The 18339-nt window shown below is 59.0% G+C and carries 18 protein-coding genes; 12 read left to right on the top strand and 6 right to left on the bottom strand.

All coding sequences use genetic code 11. From position 1 onward, the window contains the following. Window positions 1-74: 74 nt before the first annotated feature. Both ccmB and ccmA read right to left on the bottom strand, forming a co-directional pair. Window positions 75-734, bottom strand: coding sequence for a heme exporter protein CcmB (gene ccmB / locus NYR50_RS11995; protein ID WP_418136088.1), 660 nt, complete (start codon window positions 732-734; stop codon window positions 75-77). A gap of 202 nt (window positions 735-936) precedes the next feature. Beyond that, entirely contained in the window at window positions 937-1578 is a 642-nt protein-coding gene (gene ccmA / locus NYR50_RS11990) for a heme ABC exporter ATP-binding protein CcmA (protein ID WP_174009427.1), read from the bottom strand. Between the two features lie 269 nt (window positions 1579-1847). Here ccmA and acnA point away from each other — a divergent pair, with 269 nt between their 5' ends. From acnA to NYR50_RS11975, 3 genes are all read left to right on the top strand, one after another. Beyond that, window positions 1848-4541, top strand: a complete 2694-nt coding sequence (gene acnA, locus NYR50_RS11985; RefSeq protein WP_418136087.1) for an aconitate hydratase AcnA — start codon at window positions 1848-1850, stop codon at window positions 4539-4541. Window positions 4542-4730: 189 nt separating this feature from the next. Beyond that, window positions 4731-5471 (top strand): DUF1223 domain-containing protein, encoded by a 741-nt coding sequence (locus NYR50_RS11980; RefSeq protein WP_006310859.1) that lies wholly within the window; start codon window positions 4731-4733, stop codon window positions 5469-5471. Between the two features lie 370 nt (window positions 5472-5841). Further along, the gene (locus NYR50_RS11975; RefSeq protein ID WP_418136086.1) at window positions 5842-6234 is read left to right on the top strand and encodes a DUF2794 domain-containing protein; all 393 of its coding nucleotides are present in this window, start codon (window positions 5842-5844) and stop codon (window positions 6232-6234) included. A gap of 121 nt (window positions 6235-6355) precedes the next feature. Here the strand turns inward: NYR50_RS11975 and NYR50_RS11970 are convergent, their stop codons facing one another. The 3 genes from NYR50_RS11970 to NYR50_RS11960 all read right to left on the bottom strand — a co-directional run bounded on the left by NYR50_RS11970 (window position 6356) and on the right by NYR50_RS11960 (window position 10625). Then, window positions 6356-7138 carry a Bax inhibitor-1 family protein gene (locus tag NYR50_RS11970; protein WP_080827103.1) on the bottom strand — a complete coding sequence of 261 codons (783 nt, stop codon included), beginning with the start codon at window positions 7136-7138 and terminating at the stop codon, window positions 6356-6358. 218 nt (window positions 7139-7356) lie between these two features. Further along, window positions 7357-9918 carry an ABC transporter permease gene (locus tag NYR50_RS11965; RefSeq protein ID WP_418136085.1) on the bottom strand — a complete coding sequence of 854 codons (2562 nt, stop codon included), beginning with the start codon at window positions 9916-9918 and terminating at the stop codon, window positions 7357-7359. Then, a complete protein-coding gene (locus NYR50_RS11960; protein WP_418136084.1) occupies window positions 9915-10625 on the bottom strand; it encodes an ABC transporter ATP-binding protein in 711 nt (236 codons plus the stop codon). Before NYR50_RS11960 ends, NYR50_RS11965 begins: the two co-directional genes overlap by 4 nt. Window positions 10626-10715: 90 nt before the next feature. On the opposite strand from NYR50_RS11960, the gene NYR50_RS11955 reads away from it, so the two are divergent. Together NYR50_RS11955 and thpR are read left to right on the top strand one after the other, a co-directional pair. Next, complete coding sequence (locus NYR50_RS11955) at window positions 10716-11366, top strand: arylesterase (RefSeq protein WP_418136083.1); 651 nt, start codon at window positions 10716-10718, stop codon at window positions 11364-11366. A gap of 68 nt (window positions 11367-11434) precedes the next feature. Beyond that, window positions 11435-12028, top strand: a complete 594-nt coding sequence (gene thpR / locus NYR50_RS11950) for an RNA 2',3'-cyclic phosphodiesterase (protein WP_418136082.1) — start codon at window positions 11435-11437, stop codon at window positions 12026-12028. On the opposite strand, the gene NYR50_RS11945 is transcribed toward thpR, so the two are convergent. Then, window positions 11962-12441, bottom strand: a complete 480-nt coding sequence (locus NYR50_RS11945; RefSeq protein WP_418136081.1) for a low molecular weight protein-tyrosine-phosphatase — start codon at window positions 12439-12441, stop codon at window positions 11962-11964. The genes thpR and NYR50_RS11945 overlap by 67 nt on opposite strands. Window positions 12442-12500: 59 nt before the next feature. On the opposite strand from NYR50_RS11945, the gene NYR50_RS11940 reads away from it, so the two are divergent. The 7 genes from NYR50_RS11940 (at window position 12501) to NYR50_RS11910 (ending at window position 18318) form a co-directional block, all read left to right on the top strand. Then, window positions 12501-12806 carry a 4a-hydroxytetrahydrobiopterin dehydratase gene (locus tag NYR50_RS11940; protein ID WP_006310845.1) on the top strand — a complete coding sequence of 102 codons (306 nt, stop codon included), beginning with the start codon at window positions 12501-12503 and terminating at the stop codon, window positions 12804-12806. 51 nt (window positions 12807-12857) lie between these two features. Then, window positions 12858-13238 carry a YkvA family protein gene (locus NYR50_RS11935; RefSeq protein ID WP_006310844.1) on the top strand — a complete coding sequence of 127 codons (381 nt, stop codon included), beginning with the start codon at window positions 12858-12860 and terminating at the stop codon, window positions 13236-13238. Window positions 13239-13535: 297 nt separating this feature from the next. Next, the gene (locus NYR50_RS11930; protein WP_080827110.1) at window positions 13536-14039 is read left to right on the top strand and encodes an invasion associated locus B family protein; all 504 of its coding nucleotides are present in this window, start codon (window positions 13536-13538) and stop codon (window positions 14037-14039) included. A 265-nt stretch (window positions 14040-14304) separates the two neighbouring features. After that, window positions 14305-15477, top strand: a complete 1173-nt coding sequence (rlmN, locus tag NYR50_RS11925) for a 23S rRNA (adenine(2503)-C(2))-methyltransferase RlmN (RefSeq protein ID WP_418137297.1) — start codon at window positions 14305-14307, stop codon at window positions 15475-15477. A gap of 108 nt (window positions 15478-15585) precedes the next feature. Further along, the gene (locus tag NYR50_RS11920; protein WP_418136080.1) at window positions 15586-16539 is read left to right on the top strand and encodes an ABC transporter substrate-binding protein; all 954 of its coding nucleotides are present in this window, start codon (window positions 15586-15588) and stop codon (window positions 16537-16539) included. Between the two features lie 106 nt (window positions 16540-16645). Then, window positions 16646-17527, top strand: a complete 882-nt coding sequence (locus NYR50_RS11915; protein ID WP_418136079.1) for an ABC transporter permease — start codon at window positions 16646-16648, stop codon at window positions 17525-17527. Continuing rightward, window positions 17524-18318: an ABC transporter ATP-binding protein gene (locus NYR50_RS11910; protein WP_006310835.1), complete on the top strand. Its 795-nt coding sequence runs from the start codon at window positions 17524-17526 to the stop codon at window positions 18316-18318. The genes NYR50_RS11915 and NYR50_RS11910 overlap by 4 nt, the downstream gene beginning before the upstream one ends. Window positions 18319-18339: the final 21 nt, after the last annotated feature.

Here is an 18339-nt window from a genome sequence, read left to right as displayed (position 1 = left end):
GCCGTTTGTGTAACCCGAGAATGGCCGCCCCGCAATTGATCCCTGTCAACAGGGGATCATCCATCACGGTTTCGTCAATCCATAACATTGCGCAGTGCCAAAGCGGCGAAGAAAGGGCCGGTCACGGCTGAAAATAACGTGATCGCGCCGAGAATGAGGAATGGCGGCATGAAGGGCGCGGGGTCCTGCACCGCCGCATAGGAAGCGCTGACGCCGAAGATCAGCACCGGAATGGCGAGCGGCAGGACGAGGATGGAAACCAGAAGGCCACCACGCGGCAGGGCAACGGCAACCGCCGCGCCCACCGCGCCGATGAAGGTGATGGCGGGTGAGCCGACGAGAAGCGTGAGCATCACGGCACCGATCGCCACCTCGTCCATGTTCATGAACAGGCCGAGCAATGGTGATGCCAGCACCAGCGGCAAGCCGGTTCCCACCCAATGCGCCAGGCATTTGACGAAGACGGTCAGCACCAGCGGGGTTTCCTGCATCAGAATGAGATCGAGGGAGCCGTCATCCCGTTCGGCCTGAAACAGCCGGTCGAGGCCGAGAAGGGCGGACAGAAGCGCCCCGATCCAGACGATGGCCGGGCCGATGCGGGCGAGCAGGTTGAGATCGGGGCCGACGCCGAAGGGGATGACGGCAACGACGGTCATGAAGAACAGCACGCCGATCAGCGCACCACCGCCGGCGCGGATGGAGAGCTTGATGTCGCGGAGGAAGAGGGCGGTCATTGGGGTTGCTCCGCGCCTGCGGCTTTACCCCCCTCTGCCCTGCCGGGCATCTCCCCCTCAAGGGGGGAGATAGGCAAGATGCCCTTCCACCACTCCATTCTCGAGCGTTGAGATTGTCGAGGCCTAGCCGCGAGTCGATCTCCCCCCTTGAGGGGGAGATGCCCGGCAGGGCAGAGGGGGGTAAGCCGCGTGCACATCACCATCATGCCCAAGCCTCCACACCCGCAAACCCCGTCATCTGCAATTCCTGCGCCTTCTCCAGTCCCAGAGGCTGATGGGTCGCAGCCAGGACGATCCCGCCTTTTCCGAGGTGGCTTTTCACGAGATCGGTAAACATGGCGTCCGCAGCCCTGTCGAGCGCCGCCGTTGGCTCGTCGAGAATCCACACCGGCCGCCAGGCAACGAGGAGCTTCGCCATGGCAAAACGTCGTTGCTGGCCGGCCGAGAGATAACCGAAGGGCAGGTGGGTGATGCCGGCGAGACCGACGATCTCCGCGGCCTCATCGATGGCCACGCCCGTGCTGCCGGGGAAATCGCCGAGGAAGTCCTTCCAGAAGCGCAGATTTTCCGCGACGGTCAGTTCGGTTTTCATCGCATTGCGATGGCCAAGATAATGGCAGGCCTCCGAGGGCCGCATCTCGGCGTCTATTCCTTCGCCGGCTACTTTCACCCGCCCCTGTTCGGGGTGCAGCAGGCCGGCCACCGTGCGCAGAAGTGTGGATTTTCCCGAGCCGTTGCGGCCGGTCAGTACCAGTGCCTCTCCGTCGCTTAACTTGAAGGAAATGTTCATGAATATGAAATCTTCGCCACGTCGCACGCCAAGATTTTCCGCCGTCAAATCCATGCTGCGATTCCGTTTCAGATTTCGTCGTCTCGATAAAAAAATCGATTAGCTTCGTGGAATGGTCTGGCACGTTTCTCCGAAATTATCTATATGGGTGTCAACCACGCCAGCGGCCGGCGTGAACATCATCTTGCGCCGGACTTGACGATTGCGAGGAGCAATTTTCACGTGCGGACAGCGGAAATGGTCGTACCCGCATCCTGATGTGCATGAGTGCATAGGTGTCCGCACGAACGTGTTGGCTATCAGTGTAAGCGGGGTTTTAATCCATGCCCAAGTCACTCGACAGTTTTCAATGTCGTTCCATCCTTACCGTTGATGGTAAGGACTATGTCTATTTCAGCCTTCCCAAGGCCGAAGCCAATGGCCTGAAGGGCGTTTCCAAGCTGCCCTATTCCATGAAGGTTCTTCTGGAAAACCTGCTGCGTTTCGAGGATGGCCAGTCCGTCACCAAGGCGCACATCATTGCGGTTTCCGAATGGCTGAACAACAAGGGCCTGACCGAAACCGAAATCGCCTACCGCCCCGCCCGCGTTCTCATGCAGGACTTTACCGGCGTTCCCGCCGTGGTCGACCTGGCTGCCATGCGTGACGGACTCAAGGCTCTCGGCGGCGATCCGGAAAAGATCAATCCGCTCGTTCCGGTCGATCTCGTCATCGATCACTCTGTTATCGTTGACGAATTCGGCACGCCGAACGCCTTTGCCCGCAACGTGGAACTTGAATATGAGCGCAACGGCGAGCGTTACCGCTTCCTGAAGTGGGGCCAGCAGGCTTTCAAGAACTTCCGCGTCGTTCCCCCCGGCACCGGGATCTGTCACCAGGTCAACCTCGAATATCTGGGCCAAACCGTGTGGACGAAAGAAGAGGAAGGCGAGACGATCGCTTATCCTGATACCTGCGTCGGCACCGACAGCCACACGACTATGATCAACGGTCTCGGTGTTCTCGGCTGGGGTGTTGGTGGTATCGAGGCTGAGGCAGCCATGCTCGGCCAGCCGGTTTCCATGCTTCTTCCCGAGGTCATCGGCTTCAAGCTGACTGGCAAGGTGAAGGAAGGCGTCACCGCGACCGACCTCGTGCTGACCGTCGTGCAGATGCTGCGCAAGAAGGGCGTGGTTTCGAAATTCGTCGAATTCTTCGGTCCCGGCCTTGATTCGATGACATTGGCCGACCGTGCGACCATCGGTAACATGGGCCCGGAATATGGCGCGACCTGCGGCTTTTTCCCGGTTGATGGCGAAACCATCAATTACCTGACCATGTCCGGCCGTGCCAAGGACCGTATCGCCCTCGTCGAAGCCTATTCGAAGGCGCAGGACATGTGGCGCACCGGCGACGGTTCCGACCTCGTCTTTACCGACACGCTGGAACTCGACCTTGGCGACGTCGTGCCGTCCATGGCCGGTCCGAAGCGTCCGGAAGGCCGCCTGCCGCTCGAAACCATCGCGCCGAATTTCGCAACGGCTCTCGAAAACGACTACAAGAAGCCCGGCCAGCTCAACAGCCGCTATGCGGTTGAAGGCGAGGATTTCGATCTCGGCCATGGCGATGTGGCGATTGCCGCCATCACCTCCTGTACCAACACCTCCAACCCCTCGGTTCTTATCGCTGCCGGCCTTCTCGCCCGCAATGCGGTCGCCAAGGGGCTGAAGTCCAAGCCGTGGGTGAAGACCTCGCTGGCACCGGGAAGCCAGGTCGTTGCCGAATATCTCGACAAGTCAGGTCTGCAGAAGGATCTAGATGCGATCGGTTTCAACCTCGTCGGTTTCGGCTGCACCACCTGCATCGGCAATTCCGGCCCGCTGCCGCCGGCGATCTCCAAGACGATCAACGACAAGGGCCTGATCACATCAGGCGTTCTCTCGGGCAACCGCAACTTCGAAGGCCGCATTTCGCCTGACGTTCAGGCGAACTATCTGGCATCGCCGCCGCTCGTCGTGGCCTATGCCCTTGCCGGCACGGTCCAGAAGGATCTGACCAAGGAGCCGATCGGCGACGACCAGAACGGCAATCCTGTTTATCTCAAGGATATCTGGCCGACCTCGAAGGAAATCCAGGAATTCATCCTGAAATACGTCACCCGCGAGCTTTATGAAACGAAGTATGCCGACGTGTTCAAGGGTGATGCGAACTGGCAGGCCGTGCAGGTTCCGCCGGGCCAGACCTATGCCTGGGACGACCAGTCTACCTATGTTCAGAACCCGCCTTATTTCGTTGGCATGGGCAAAAAGGGCACCGGTCTCAAGAACATCAAGGGCGCGCGCGTCCTCGGTCTCTTCGGCGACAAGATCACCACCGACCATATTTCTCCGGCCGGTTCGATCAAGGCTGCATCGCCTGCCGGTGCTTACCTCACCGAGCATGGCGTTGCCGTGGCCGACTTCAACCAGTACGGCACGCGGCGTGGCAACCATGAAGTGATGATGCGCGGCACCTTCGCCAATATCCGCATCCGCAACCACATGCTTGGTCCGAACGGTAAGGAAGGTGGCTACACCATCCACTATCCGTCCAAGGAAGAGATGTCGATCTACGACGCTGCCATGAAATACAAGGCGGAAGGCGTCCCGCTCGTCATCTTTGCCGGTGTCGAATATGGTAACGGTTCGTCCCGCGACTGGGCGGCCAAGGGTACAAACCTGCTCGGTGTAAAGGCTGTGATTGCGCAGTCCTTCGAGCGTATCCACCGCTCTAACCTCGTCGGCATGGGGGTCGTTCCCTTCGTCTTCGAAGAGGGCACGACCTGGGCGAGCCTCGATCTCAAGGGTGACGAAGTTGTCGAGATCGATGGTCTCGAAGGCGAAATCAAGCCGCGTGAAAAGAAGATCGCCAAGATCACCTATAGCGACGGTTCGGTGAAGGAAGTTCCGCTTCTTTGCCGCATCGATACGCTGGACGAGGTGATCTACATGAACAATGGCGGCATTCTGCAGACCGTTCTTCGCGATCTGGCCGCATAAAACTTCAACAATCGAAGGCGCCGGGAGAAATCCCGGCGCCTTTCATTTTCAAGTCTTGTTTTTTGTGATTGTCGCTCACCCCTTCGTGACTTTCTATTGAAGGGCAATAGACGTTATTTTCCGGTTTGCATCCCGGCAGGATTGATCGCATCAATTCGTCTGGATCTCTTCCGGACAAAGGTTTTTGTAATGCCGCTGAAATTCCCCCTGTCGATATGTCTTCTCGGCACGTTCCTCGTCACCTCCGCGCAGGCGCAGGAGGCCGTGAAGGGCGTCGTCGAATTGTTCACATCGCAGGGATGCGCCTCCTGCCCTCCGGCGGATGAGGCCCTGCGTAAGATGATCCAGAAGGGCGATGTCGTCGGGCTTTCTTACCATGTCGATTATTGGAACTATCTCGGCTGGACCGATTCGCTGGCATCGAAGGAAAATACCGAACGGCAATATGGTTACATGCGCGCACTCGGCCGCAACGGGGTCTATACGCCGCAGGCCATTCTGAATGGTCGCGACCACGTCAAGGGTGCGGATGTCCGTGGGATTTACGACAGACTCGATGCTTTCAAACGCGAAGGCCAGGGGCTGAACGTGCCGGTCTCGTCGAAATTTGCCGGTGACGAGGTGGAGATCGATATTGGCGCGGGCAATGGCAAGGCCGATGTCGTGGTCGCCTATTTCACGCGCGAGCAGACGGTAGATGTGCAGAAAGGCGAGAACCAGGGCAAAAAAATGTCCTACTGGCATAGCGTCTACGATGTGCAGACCGTCGGCATGTGGGATGGTTCACCGATGACGGTGAAGCTTCCGGCAAGCGTGGTGGCAAAGGTGAAAAAGGGTGGCTGCGCCGTGCTGTTGCAGACTGCCAATGCCAGCGGCGATCCGGCGGCTATCGTCGGCGCAAGTATTCTGCTGGGGAATGAAACACAGTAATCGCCACTCTGGCGAGGGAAGATCCGATCCGGGCATTGGGGGCTGGGGGTAAAGGGTCAATGCACCGGACCGGGTCATCTTGGTGCCTAGGCATCAATTGACAATAGGACTATTCCACCCAATTCAGGCCATGGTTTGACCGAAATACGGCAGGCTCCCCTAAAATGGGTGCCTAAATGGTTACCAATTTTTACCTCTGCTTTTATGGCGTCAGCCCCTCTGCGGAGCTTTGGCAGCAGGTGCGGTCACGCCTCCTGCTTGCCCATTGCTGTCTGAAGCGTGTCAAACCCTCCTGATGGCGCAAGGCTTGCAATTTCGCTGCCTCAGGCTCACATTGTTCTGATGATTTGGGTGGATTCGGAGGTATTGGATGACCGATCAACCGGATGTGCAGCGGGTGCAGACCGCTTCACGCGACAATTCCACCATTATCGATCTCCGTGAATATAAGACGAACAAGGACCCTTTGCCGGTCACTTTTCACCGCCGCGAGCTGGATGCGATTCTGCGTATCTACGGCCGCATGGTGGGCGAGGGAGAATGGCGTGACTACGCCATCGACCATCTGAAGGAGAAGGCGGTGTTTTCCGTCTTTAAACGTTCGGGTGAAATGCCGCTTTACAGGATCGAGAAGAACCCCAAGCTGGCGACGAAGCAGGGCGCCTATTGCGTGGTGAATGTGGATGGCCGCATTCTCAAGCGCGGCCATGAGCTGCCGCAGGTTCTCAAGGTTTTCGACAAGGTTCTGAAGCTTATCGAGTGATTTTAACTGGCTGGTCTACCTCCAAGGAGGGCAGGCAGGCTGATGTGAGGGAAGACTATTCCCAAATAAAAAGGCGGCCGAACGGCCGCCTTTTACATGTTTGTCTCAAAGCCTCTCATCCTTAGTCGTTGCGGTTACCGAGGAACTGCAGCAGGAAGGTGAAGAGGTTGATGAAGTCGAGATAGAGCGTCAGTGCGCCCATGATAGCCTTGCGGCCAGCCACGGCAACGTCGTCGGCATCGAAATACATTTCCTTGATCTTCTGCGTGTCATAGGCGGTCAGGCCTGCGAAGATCAGCACACCGATCGCGGAGATCGCGAACTGCAGGGCGCCGGAACCAAGGAAAATATTGACGATAGAGGCGATGATGAGTCCGAACAGACCCATGATCAGGAACGACCCCATACCGGAGAGGTCCTTCTTCGTCGTATAACCGTAAAGCGAGAGTGCGCCGAACGAAGCAGCGGTCACGAAGAACGTCTGTACGATACTTCCTTCAGTATATCTGAGGAAGATCGAAGACAGCGACACACCCATAAGAGCGGCATAAACCCAGAAGGTCGACTGAGCCGCGGAAACGCTCATGTTCTGAATGCGGAAGCTAAGGAAGAAGACCAGTCCGAGCGGTGCCAGCATGACGACCCAGCGCAGCGGAGACGCATAAACAAGGGCACCCAGGGAGGTCAGCATCTTGCCATTCGGCAAGGTTGCGACCGCGGCGGCGGGATCAGTTGTCGTGGCAAGCATGGCAAAGCCGAACGCCGCGACACCGGTGATGACCAGAGCCAGCGCCATCAGGTTGTAAACCTTCAGCATATAGGCGCGAAGACCTTCATCGATCATCGCACCAGACTGTGCACGCGTCTGCGCCATGCGGTTCTGGTAGTTATTGAAGTCAGCCATTGTTTCCTCTTTTGAGCTCCGTGATTGCTACGGTGTCGGGATACCTCCCGGGCGCCGCTGCGGAGCTTCAGCAAGCCTACTCACGAATATGATGGCAGAACGTGTCGGATACAAGGCCTTTTACTGCCGAAAAGACACCATATGCGCGAAAAGCACTCACGTTTTGGCGATCATTACAAAGAATTAATCGTTAAAGTTAAGCGGCGCACAACCGATGATCATTCCCCCGCCTGCCGCAGAACCGGTGCCGCCTTCTGCCCGAGAATCCGCCACGTACCGATGAGACCGATACCAACGGTCATGACGAGGGCAATGACAAGCGTGCCGATCGCCACGTCCGGCAGGAAGCTGGACGGCAGTTTCATGATGCGGGCGACCACGAACCACGCGGAAACGCCGCCGGCAAAAAGCGCGAAGACGGCGGTGGCGAGGCCGAGCATCATATATTCATATGAGAAAGCGCGGATGAGCAGGTTTCGCGTGCCGCCCAGCGTTTTCAAGATAACCGCGTCATGGGTGCGGGCGCGGTTGCCGGCGGCGAGCGCGCCTGCAAGTACCAGCACGGATGCGATGAGCGCCACGGCCGCCGCCGCGCGGATGGCCGTGGCGAGCTGACCGACCAGCCGGTTGACGACATCAAGCGCGTCCTTCACGCGCACGCTGGTGATCGTTGGATAGCTGTTGGTGACGGCGCGCAATATGCGGCCCTCGTCGCTGGCGGTTGCGGAAGGATCGGCAAGGGTCGCAAGCCAGGCATGCGGTGCCCCACGGAAGGTATTGGGCGAAAACACCATGACGAAATTGATCGAGAGAGATTCCCATTCGACATTACGCAGATTGGCGATCTTGGCGGTGATGCTGCGGCCGAGCACGTTGACGGTGACTTTATCACCGATCTTGAGGCCCAGATCCCCCGCCTCTTTCGCCGCGAAGGAGACCAGTGGTTCGCCGCTGTAGTCCGACTCCCACCATGTTCCCTCCGTCAGCGTCGCGTTTTCGGGTCTATTTTCCGAATAGGTTATGCCCCGGTCACCGCGCAGCAGCCATCGTCCTCCCGGCGGCACCTCCATTTTAGTCACATCCGTGCTGTTCAGGGCCATGATACGGCCGCGCAGCATCGGCACTTCGGTCAGGGTTCCCTCGGGCGCTTCGCGCTTCACGAGGTCGCGGAAACCCTGAACTTCGCTGCCCTGAATATCCACGAAGAAGAAATTCGGCGCCTTTTCCGGCAGGCTGTCGGTCAGTTCGCGTCGCAGATTGCCGTCGATCAGCGTCAGCGTCACGAGCAAAGTGAGGCCGAGGCCGAGGGAAAGAACGACAGAGGGGGTAAGCGCGCCGGGGCGGTGAATATTGCCAATCGCCAGCCGAAGAGCGGCCGAATGAACGCGCGGACTGCGTTTGGCGATGGCCTTGACGCCCGAAGCCACTAGCCGCAGCACCACGAAGGCAAAAGCGATTGCGGCAAGGAACACCGAGGCGATGAAACGGTCTTCCGCCGAAAAAATGGCCAGTGCGGCGAGCGCCGCCAGAAGCAGGCCGGTTGCGGCGAGATAGGGCCAGGAGGGCCAGCTGCCCTCTTCGAAACCCTGTTCGCGGAAAAGTGCCGTTGCCGGAACTTCACGCGCCTGCCCGAGCGGCACAATGGCGAAGGCGAGCGTCGTCAACAGGCCGAACAGGGCCGCGAGACCCAGCGCGCCGGGATAAAAGGCAAGCCCTTCCGGCACCGGCAGCACACCTTCCAGAAACCGCATGGCGACAAGCGGTGCGACGGCGCCGACCACAAGACCGATCACGATACCGACGGCGGCAATGAAGGCGATCTGGAAGAGATAGGTCATGGTGACCACGGAGGCCGGTGCGCCCAGGCATTTCAGTGAGGCGATCGTGGTGCGCTTGGAATCGAGGAAAGCGCGAACGGCGTTGGCGACGCCGACCCCGCCGACGATGAGGGCGGTGAGACCCACCAACGTGAGGAATTGTGAAAAGCGGTTGACGTTTTCGGTGAGCGAGGGGGCTGCGCGGTCGCTGGTGCGAATGGACCAGCCGGCCTGGGGAAAGGCCTTGTTGGCTGCGTCGGTCATGGTTGCCCGCGCCGCCGGGTCGTTCAGCTTGATCTTGTAGGCGTGTTCGACGAGGCTGCCGGTCTGGATGAGGCCGGAAGCGAAGAGGGCATCGCGGCTGACGACAAGCCTCGGGGCAAAACCGAAGCCGTCAGACAGCGCATCCGGCTCATCGACCACGGTGCCGGTCAATCTCAACTTGGTATTGCCGAGCAGGATTTCATCACCGACCTTGATACCAAGCCGTTCCAGCAGAAGCGGCGCTGCGACGGCGCCATAGGTATCGCCGCTGCCGGCCAGAAGCTCGCTGAGTGGCCGATCTGGGTCGGCGACGAAGGCGCCATAGAGCGGATAGGCGCCGTCAATGGCTTTCACCTCCGTCAGCGTCTGTTCGGAGCCGTCAGCAAGGCGGGCCATGGAACGTAGTCCGGTGGAAACAGCGACGGTGCCGAGGCCGTCGAGATAGGATCGCTCTTCTGCCGTTGCCTCCCTGTTACGCAGTTCGAAACGCACGTCTCCGGCCAGAATGGATTGGCCTTCGGTGGCAATGGCGCTGGTGACCGCGCGGGACACCGAGTTGACGGCGGCGATGGCACCGGTTCCCAGCGCGATACAGGCGAGGAAAATATAAAAACCGCGCAGACCGCCGCGGATTTCACGCCGGGCCAGCCTTGCGGCGTTTCTGATGTTGGTAAAGGACGGGAAAATAGAGCCGATCATGCCGATACTGCCCGTGCCATCTGCGGGCGGGCGCTATCGCCCTCGATCTCGCCGGAACGCACCTTGATCTGGCGCGAGCAGCGGGCGGCGAGCGACGGATCATGGGTGACGAGCACCATGGTCATGCCGCGCTCGGCCTGTTTGGCAAACAGAAGGTCGGCGATCTGCTTTCCGGTATCGGTATCGAGATTGCCGGTCGGTTCGTCGGCGATCAGCACAGCCGGTGAGGGGGCAAGCGCGCGGGCGATGGCGACACGCTGCTGCTCGCCACCGGACAACTGTCCGGGATAGTGGTTGAGACGTTCACCAAGCCCGACGGCGATGAGTTCGCGCTTGGCGATCTCGAAGGGATTGGGGGTATTGGCCAATTCCAGCGGAACCGCCACATTCTCCAGCGCCGTCATATTGGCGATGAGGTGGAAGGACTGGAACACAATGCCGATATTCCGGCCGCGAAAATCCGCCAGCGCATCTTCGCCGAGATTGTGCAGTTGCGTAGCCGCAATGACAATTTCACCACTATCGAGCCGCTCCAGACCGGCAAGTACCATCAGCAAAGTCGATTTTCCCGAACCGGAAGGGCCGACGATACCGACCGCTTCCCCTTCGTCGATGGAAAGATCGATGTTCTTGAGAACGTGAACGGAGGCGGCGGCGTTACCGAGGGTGAGGTCGGCCTTCTTCAGCTCTATGATGCTTTTCGTCACAATTCTCGTTCCTATATAGGATGATGAAGCGGTCTGGCGGTCGATGCGGTCGGTGTTTCAGACAATGTGAACCAAGTTAGGAAAGCCGTGATGAGATTTAAAGCCGCCCTGTTTCACTTCATCGTCATTCTCGCGGGCGCCTTTTCCGTCGCTTCCGCAACGGCGCAGGAGCGGACATTGCAACTGGTTGGCTTCGGCGACAGCCTGATGGCCGGGTATCAGCTCCCCCCCACCGACAGCTATACGGCACAGCTTGAGGCTGCATTGAAGGCAAAGGGCATCAATGTCGCGATCACGAACGCCGGCGTCTCCGGTGATACCTCCTCCGGGGGTCTCGCCCGGTCGGAATGGTCGGTTCCCGATGGAACCGACGGGGTCATTCTGGAGCTCGGCGCCAATGACGCGCTGCGGGGCATCGCGCCGGAACAAACGGAAAAGAACCTTGATACCATTATTTCCGGTTTCCAGAAACGCAACATAGCCGTGCTGCTAGTCGGCATTATGGCGCCGCCGAATATGGGTGACGATTACGCCAAGCGGTTCAACCCGATCTTTCCAAGGCTGGCTAAAAAATACAACCTGCCGCTTTATCCCTTCTTTCTCGATGGCGTCGTGACGGATGACGCCTTGAAGCTCGAGGACAAGATGCACCCCAATACCAAGGGGGTGGCGGTGATGGTGGAGAAATCTTTGCCGGCTGTTGAAAGCTTCATCAAGACAATCGGTGCGCAAAAAAAATAAGCACTTGCGCCCATCTGCATTGCATGATTCGCTATGCTTGTTCTGCTAAAAGATTCGGGGAGCTCGCCATGCCGAGACTGTTTACCGCCCTCGAAATTCCGCGCAATGCGGCGATGAGCCTCTCATTGTTGCGCGGTGGTCTGCCGGGAGCCCGGTGGATCGATGTGGAGAATTATCACATAACCCTGCGTTTTATCGGTGACATCGACGGACGCACCGCCGATGAGGTCGTGGACAGGCTGGATCGGATCGAAAGACCGGAGTTCCAGCTTAATCTCACCGGCATGGGTTCCTTCGGCTCCAAGAAACCGCATTCCATCTGGGCGGGGGTTTCGCCCTCCCCGGAAATGCATGCGCTGCAGGCCGAGGTCGAAAGGATTTGTCAGAGGGTCGGCCTCCCACCCGATCCGCGCAAGTTCATGCCGCATGTCACGCTGGCGCGGCTGCGCTCCTCGCGTGTGGATGATGTGGTGCATTATCTTTCCGGACGCGGCAACTTCCGCACCTCGCCCTTCACGGTCGGCCGTTTCGTGCTGATGTCGTCGAAGGAATCGGTGGGCGGCGGGCCTTATGTCGTTGAGGAGGCTTTCCCGCTTCACGAGGCGCGGTCCAGCTCCATCTTTTCGAGCAACGATCTGCATCCCGCCAAGAGCATGTTGTAGACATCAAGGAACCCGTCCTCGGCCCCATAATAGGGGTCGGGGACGTTTTCCCGGTGGCCTGCGGCATAATCCATGAAGAGATGGATTTTGTGCCGATGCTTTTCCGGGCTCAGTTGAAGCAGGTTCGCCAGATTGTTTTCGTCCATGGCGAGGATGAGGTCGAAGGCCTCGAAATCACCCCGTGTCACCTGTCTTGCCCGTTGTCGGGAAATATCGATGCCGTGTCGCCGCGCCATGGCGATGGATCGCGGATCGGGCGCGTCGCCCGCATGCCAGCCGCCGGTGCCGGCGGAATCGACAGTGATCCGGTCGGACACGCCTTCACCATCGGTGAGGTCTTTCAAAACCCCTTCGGCAAGCGGCGAGCGGCAGATATTGCCCATGCAGACGAAAACAACGGTGATATGTTTCATGAACGATGCGTCGATCCAGTCGTTGAGGCGTTAGTGGTTATCAAGCGGAGGCAAGATTCATGAAATATCCCAGACTTGAACCGGACGCCATCCGGCAGGCATTGTCGAAACTCGAGGGCTGGTCGCTGCGTGAGGACGGGGCGGCGATCGTTCGCTCCTTCAAGTTTTCGAGTTTTGCCGAAGCCTTCGGTTTCATGGCCGAGTCTGCTCTTGCGGCGGAAAAGCTCAATCATCATCCGGAATGGTCAAACGTCTATTCGCGCGTGAAAGTCTGCCTCACCACCCATGATTCGCAGGGTGTGACCGAGCGGGATTTTCTTCTGGCCGAGGCCATGCAGAAGGCGGCTGCGGGCCGGGGGAATTGAACGACAGGCGTTTAGTCCCATATAATAACCGTGACCGGAGGACCGTCGATCATGGATGATGTGAAAATCGGTGAAATTCTTCTGCCGGGTGAAACCGACAAGCAGCAGGAGCGTGAGAATGTCGTTCGCGCCAAATTCTGGCCCAAGCTGAAGCGGGTGATGACGAAGGTACCCTTCGCGCGCGACGCGGCGGCGGCCTATTATTGCGCTATCGACCGCGACACGCCGTTGCGCGCGAAGGGTATTATTCTGGCTGCCCTTGCCTATTTCATCATGCCCATCGATGCGGTGCCGGACATGCTGGCGGTCGTCGGTTTTACCGATGATATCGCGGTCATTACCGCGGCGCTCGCCATGATCCGCGCCCATATCAAGATGGAACATTACGAGGCGGCTGACGCCATGCTGAAGCGACAGCAGGAAGCCGGGTAACGTCTCTGTGATGTGTCCATCCGGCATAGCCCGGCGGGTGACAAATTCTTGCCTGAATTTATGTGTTTTACACACGAGGGAAGGGCGTGCCACGCCGTTCTCCTCAGGGCATCGGCAAGTCGCCAATCTGTAACACCGCAGGACGTTTTCGGCATTTTATGCGTGTTGTTGACGGTTTGGTAACCGCTTTCCGACCACAATGAGAAAAGACGATCCGCACCTGAACGTGGCCGATCCAGAATCTGGGCTCGCCGCTGCTTCGGGCCAATGGAAGACAATAACCCGGCAGGAAATTCTATGTTTGTAAGAAGTGTAGCAACCGCAGCGGCCATTTTGCTGACCAGCGTCGGCGTAGCATCTGCACAGTCGCCCACGCGCATCCAGCAGTTCAATGCCTGGGGTGCCTATTCGTACAAATCGGGCAACAGCACCGTCTGCTACGTTCTTTCCATCCCCACCTCCAAGGAACCGGCAAGCGTTGACCATGGTGATATTTTCTTCATCGTCTCGCAGCGTCCCGGCCAGAACATCTCCTACGAGCCGCAGGCCATGGTGGGTTATCCGCTGAAGCAGGGCTCCAAGGTCAATGTGACGATCGACAACAAGAACTTCGTCATGTTCACCAAGGACAAGGCTGCCTGGGTTGAAAACGCCGCTGAAGAACCGGCTCTCGTCGCCGCCATGAAGGGCGGCAAGTCGATGACCGTCAAGGCGGTTTCCGGCCGTGGCACTGCGACGTCCTATTCCTATTCGCTGTCGGGCATCTCGGCTGCTTTCAAACAGATCGAGAGCTGCAAGTAATCCTGACGCTTTGTCAGATTTGTGATTGGCCGGTCCTCGACCGGCCATTTGCGTTTTTGCCAGTTTGATGCTAAAGGCGCGGCAACATTGACAGGCGGATGCGCGAAAAGTGCTCCGCCTTTGATTTTCTCGACATGCAGACGATTTTTCGCCTTTCCGACAGGCGGTCGTGCGATGCATGGAACGATGGGATAACGTGATGTCCGTAATGCAAGCTCCTGCCGGCCTGGCAGTCAAAACCCCGTTGATCGCCAACAGCGATCTCATGTCCGGCAAGCCGTCGCTGATCGGCCTGACGCGTGATGAAATGGGCGAGGCCCTGGCCGAGATCGGTGTGCCGCAGAAGCAGGTGAAAATGCGCGTCAGCCAGTTGTGGAACTGGCTTTACGTGCGCGGCGTCTCCGATTTCGACAATATGACCAATGTCGCCAAGGAACTTCGCGAGAAGCTGAAAGCGGCCTTCACCATCGCCCGCCCGGAAATCGTCGAGGAGCAGATCTCCAATGACGGCACCCGCAAATGGCTGATGCGTTTTCCGCCGCGCGGCGCTGGCCGTCCCGTCGAGATCGAGACGGTCTATATTCCCGAAGAGGGACGCGGCACGTTGTGCATATCGAGCCAGGTCGGCTGTTCGCTGACCTGCTCTTTCTGTCACACCGGCACGCAGCGGCTGGTGCGCAACTTGACGGCGGAGGAAATTCTCTCCCAGCTTTTGCTCGCCCGCGACCGGCTGGGTGACTTCCCTGATGGGTCGACGCCGGTCGGCGCCTATGTGCCGAGCGAAGGCCGCAAGGTCTCCAACATCGTGATGATGGGCATGGGCGAGCCGCTCTATAATTTCGAGCATGTGAAGACAGCACTTCTGATCGCCACCGATGGTGACGGCCTGTCGCTTTCCAAGCGGCGGGTGACGCTCTCCACCTCGGGCGTCGTGCCGGAAATCTTCCGCACGGGCGACGAGATCGGCGTGATGCTGGCGATTTCACTGCATGCGGTGCGTGATGATCTGCGCGACATGCTGGTGCCGATCAACAAAAAATATCCGCTGAAGGAGCTGATCGAGGCCTGCCGCAACTATCCCGGTGTTTCCAATGCCCGCCGCATCACCTTCGAATATGTGATGCTGAAGGATGTCAATGACAGCCTGGAGGACGCCAAGATGCTGGTTCAGCTGCTGAAAGGCGTTCCGGCCAAGATCAATCTCATTCCGTTCAATCCCTGGCCGGGCACGAACTACCAGTGCTCGGAGTGGGCGCAGATCGAAAAATTCGCCGACTTCATCAATCAGGCGGGTTATGCTTCGCCGATCCGCACACCGCGCGGCCGCGACATTCTCGCCGCCTGCGGCCAGTTGAAGTCGGAATCGGAACGCATGCGCAAGACCGAAAGACTGGCTTTTGAGGCGATGATGATCGCCAACCACGGCGCAGATGACTGAATAAGCCGCAATTGCGCCATAAAGCTGGCTTTCCGGCGGTTCTCCGATTGATTTCGGTCTGTCTTGTTCCTAGAAAGACGAAAACAGGGAACCAACAGGAGGATATCCATGCGCGCATTCATTCTGGCTCTCGCTGCCGCGAGCGCCATCGTTCTGCCGGCCAAGGCTGAAAACGTTACCGTTGCCGTCACCGCCATTGTTGAACATCCGGCGCTCGACGCTGCCCGTGACGGCGTGAAGGCTGCCCTTACTGAGGCCGGTTACAAGGAAGGCGAAAACCTCAAGTTCCTTTACGAGTCCGCACAGGGCAATCCCGGCACCGCAGCGCAGATTGCGCGCCAGTTCGTCGGCGACGCCCCTGCCGTCATCGTGCCGATCTCGACGCCGTCGGCCCAGGCTGTCGTTGCGGCCACGCGCGACATTCCGGTCGTCTTCACGGCTGTTTCCGATCCGGTCGGCGCACAGCTTATCAAGAGCATGGAAAAGCCCGGCGGCAACGTGACCGGCCTTTCCGACATGCTGCCGGTTGGCGAACATCTGGCGCTCATCAAGGAAATCTCCCCGAACGCCAAGTCCATCGGCTTCATCTACAACTCGGCCGAAGCCAACTCCGCCTCGACGCTCGCCCTGCTGAAGGCCGAAGCTGACAAGGCCGGCCTGAAGGTTATCGAATCCGTCGCCACCAAGTCCGCTGAAGTTCAGGGCGCAACGCGCGCGCTGGTCGGCAAGGCTGACGTGATCTACGTTCCGACCGACAACACCATCGTTTCCGCTTTCGAAGCGGTAGCCGGTGTTGCCTCCGAGGCGAAGATCCCGCTTTACGCCGCAGATACGGATTCCGTTGCCCGTGGCGCGGTTGCAGCCCTCGGCTTCAACTATTTCGACGTTGGCAAGCAGACCGGCGCCGTTGTTGTCCGCATCCTCAAGGGTGAAAAGCCGGGCGATATTCCGGCCACCGTGGCTGTTGGTACGGACCTCGTCATCAACAAGAAGGTTGCCGAAAAAGTTGGCGTCACCTTCCCTGAAAGCGTGACGAAGCGCGCCACTAAGGTCATCGACTGAACCGAAACCAGACTGAATTGCGGGCGGCGGTATTTCGCCGCCCGTTTTACGTGGCACGAGACGGTGCCCGTATCCGCCTGATGGCGGCAATAACAAGGACATTACCGTGAGCCAAATCGCCTTCTGGGGTGCCGTGGAGCTGGGACTGGTCTTCGCTTTCGTGGCGATCGGCGTCTATCTCGCTTTCCGCGTACTTGATTTTCCCGACCTGACCGTGGACGGTTCGTTTCCGCTTGGCGCTGCCGTGGCTGCCGTGCTGATCATCGCCGGTCTGAATGCCTGGGTCGCGACAGCGATTGCCATGGTTGCTGGCGCTGCCGCGGGCATGGTGACCGCAACGCTCAACGTTCGTTTCAAGATCCTCAACCTGCTTGCCTCGATCCTGACGATGATCGCGCTGTTTTCCGTCAATCTCAGGGTGATGGGAAAGCCGAATGTGGCGCTGCTCAATCAGGGCACGATGGTATCGCCGTTTTACGGCCTTGGCCTTTCCGAATATCTGGTGCGGCCGCTCTTTGTCGGCGTGCTGGTGCTGATCGCTGTCATTTTCGTCTGGCGTTTTCTTGAAAGCGATGCGGGTCTTGCCATGCGGGCGACCGGCGCCAATGCGCGGATGGCGCGGGCGCAGGGTGTGAAGACCGGAAACCAGATCTATCTCGGCATGGCGCTTTCCAATGCGCTGGTGGCTCTCGGCGGCGCATTGTTTGCGCAGACCAATGGTTTTGCGGATGTGACCTCCGGGGTCGGTACCATCGTCGTCGGGCTTGCGGCCGTCATCATCGGTGAGACGTTGTTTGGCGCACGCGGCATCCTGATCGCGCTCATCGGCTGTGTCTTCGGCTCCATCGCCTATCGTCTCGCCATCCAGCTTGCCCTGTCGAGCGATGTGCTGGGTCTCAAGGCGTCCGATCTCAATTTCGTAACGGCGGTATTGGTGGCCATCGCATTGATCCTGCCGCGACTGCGCCGTGGGGGAGCAACATCGTGATTTCGCTTTCCGACATTCAGGTCGTCTTCGGGCGCGGCACGCCGCTGCAAAAGCAGGCGCTGGCCAAGATCGATCTTACCATCGAGGATGGTTCCTTCGTCACGGTCATCGGCTCCAATGGTGCGGGCAAATCCACGCTTCTCGGTGTTCTGGCCGGCGATGTTCTGCCAACGGCAGGCAAGGTGATGATCGGCGGCGCCGATGTCACCCGCAAGCCGACCGCCAGCCGGGCGGGACGGGTAGCGCGCGTGTTTCAGGACCCGCTGGCGGGAAGCTGCGGTGCGCTCACCATCGAGGAGAACCTGGCGCTTGCGGCGTCTCGCGGCGAGCGTCGCGGGTTGTCGTCGGCGCTTGGACGCGGCAGGCGGGATTTCTTCAGGGAACGTATCGCTTCGCTCAATCTCGGTCTGGAAAATCGTCTGAAGGACCGTATGGACCTTCTGTCGGGTGGGCAGAGGCAGGCCGTTTCGCTTGTCATGGCAACGCTATCAGGTTCGGATGTGCTGCTGCTGGATGAACATACGGCAGCACTTGATCCCGGCATGGCGGAATTCGTGATGGAACTGACCCGCAAGGTTGTGTCGGAGCGCAAGCTGACGACCCTGATGGTCACCCATTCCATGCGTCAGGCGCTGGATTATGGTACGCGAACGATCATGTTGCATGCGGGCGAAATCGTGCTCGATGTCTCCGGTGACAGCCGCAAGGATCTCGAGGTCGAAGACCTGATCGAGATGTTCCGCAAGATACGCGGCCAGACGCTTGACGATGACGAGCTGTTGATCGGCTGATTGCAAAAAGGCGCCTTTCGG

This window comes from Agrobacterium sp. El2ro-1b (assembly GCF_048298475.1).
Taxonomy (GTDB): domain Bacteria; phylum Pseudomonadota; class Alphaproteobacteria; order Rhizobiales; family Rhizobiaceae; genus Agrobacterium; species Agrobacterium fabrum.
This window is presented reverse-complemented; position numbering and strand designations above follow the sequence as displayed.

What these genes read in the sequence shown, in the direction of transcription:
- ccmB (WP_418136088.1), bottom strand. Translation starts at nt 734, where the DNA reads ATGACCGCCCTCTTCCTCCGCGACATCAAGCTCTCCATCCGCGCCGGC.
- ccmA (WP_174009427.1), bottom strand. Translation starts at nt 1,578, where the DNA reads ATGGATTTGACGGCGGAAAATCTTGGCGTGCGACGTGGCGAAGATTTC.
- acnA (WP_418136087.1), top strand. Translation starts at nt 1,848, where the DNA reads ATGCCCAAGTCACTCGACAGTTTTCAATGTCGTTCCATCCTTACCGTT.
- NYR50_RS11980 (WP_006310859.1), top strand. Translation starts at nt 4,731, where the DNA reads ATGCCGCTGAAATTCCCCCTGTCGATATGTCTTCTCGGCACGTTCCTC.
- NYR50_RS11975 (WP_418136086.1), top strand. Translation starts at nt 5,842, where the DNA reads ATGACCGATCAACCGGATGTGCAGCGGGTGCAGACCGCTTCACGCGAC.
- NYR50_RS11970 (WP_080827103.1), bottom strand. Translation starts at nt 7,138, where the DNA reads ATGGCTGACTTCAATAACTACCAGAACCGCATGGCGCAGACGCGTGCA.
- NYR50_RS11965 (WP_418136085.1), bottom strand. Translation starts at nt 9,918, where the DNA reads ATGATCGGCTCTATTTTCCCGTCCTTTACCAACATCAGAAACGCCGCA.
- NYR50_RS11955 (WP_418136083.1), top strand. Translation starts at nt 10,716, where the DNA reads ATGAGATTTAAAGCCGCCCTGTTTCACTTCATCGTCATTCTCGCGGGC.
- thpR (WP_418136082.1), top strand. Translation starts at nt 11,435, where the DNA reads ATGCCGAGACTGTTTACCGCCCTCGAAATTCCGCGCAATGCGGCGATG.
- NYR50_RS11945 (WP_418136081.1), bottom strand. Translation starts at nt 12,441, where the DNA reads ATGAAACATATCACCGTTGTTTTCGTCTGCATGGGCAATATCTGCCGC.
- NYR50_RS11940 (WP_006310845.1), top strand. Translation starts at nt 12,501, where the DNA reads ATGAAATATCCCAGACTTGAACCGGACGCCATCCGGCAGGCATTGTCG.
- NYR50_RS11935 (WP_006310844.1), top strand. Translation starts at nt 12,858, where the DNA reads ATGGATGATGTGAAAATCGGTGAAATTCTTCTGCCGGGTGAAACCGAC.
- NYR50_RS11930 (WP_080827110.1), top strand. Translation starts at nt 13,536, where the DNA reads ATGTTTGTAAGAAGTGTAGCAACCGCAGCGGCCATTTTGCTGACCAGC.
- rlmN (WP_418137297.1), top strand. Translation starts at nt 14,305, where the DNA reads ATGTCCGGCAAGCCGTCGCTGATCGGCCTGACGCGTGATGAAATGGGC.
- NYR50_RS11920 (WP_418136080.1), top strand. Translation starts at nt 15,586, where the DNA reads ATGCGCGCATTCATTCTGGCTCTCGCTGCCGCGAGCGCCATCGTTCTG.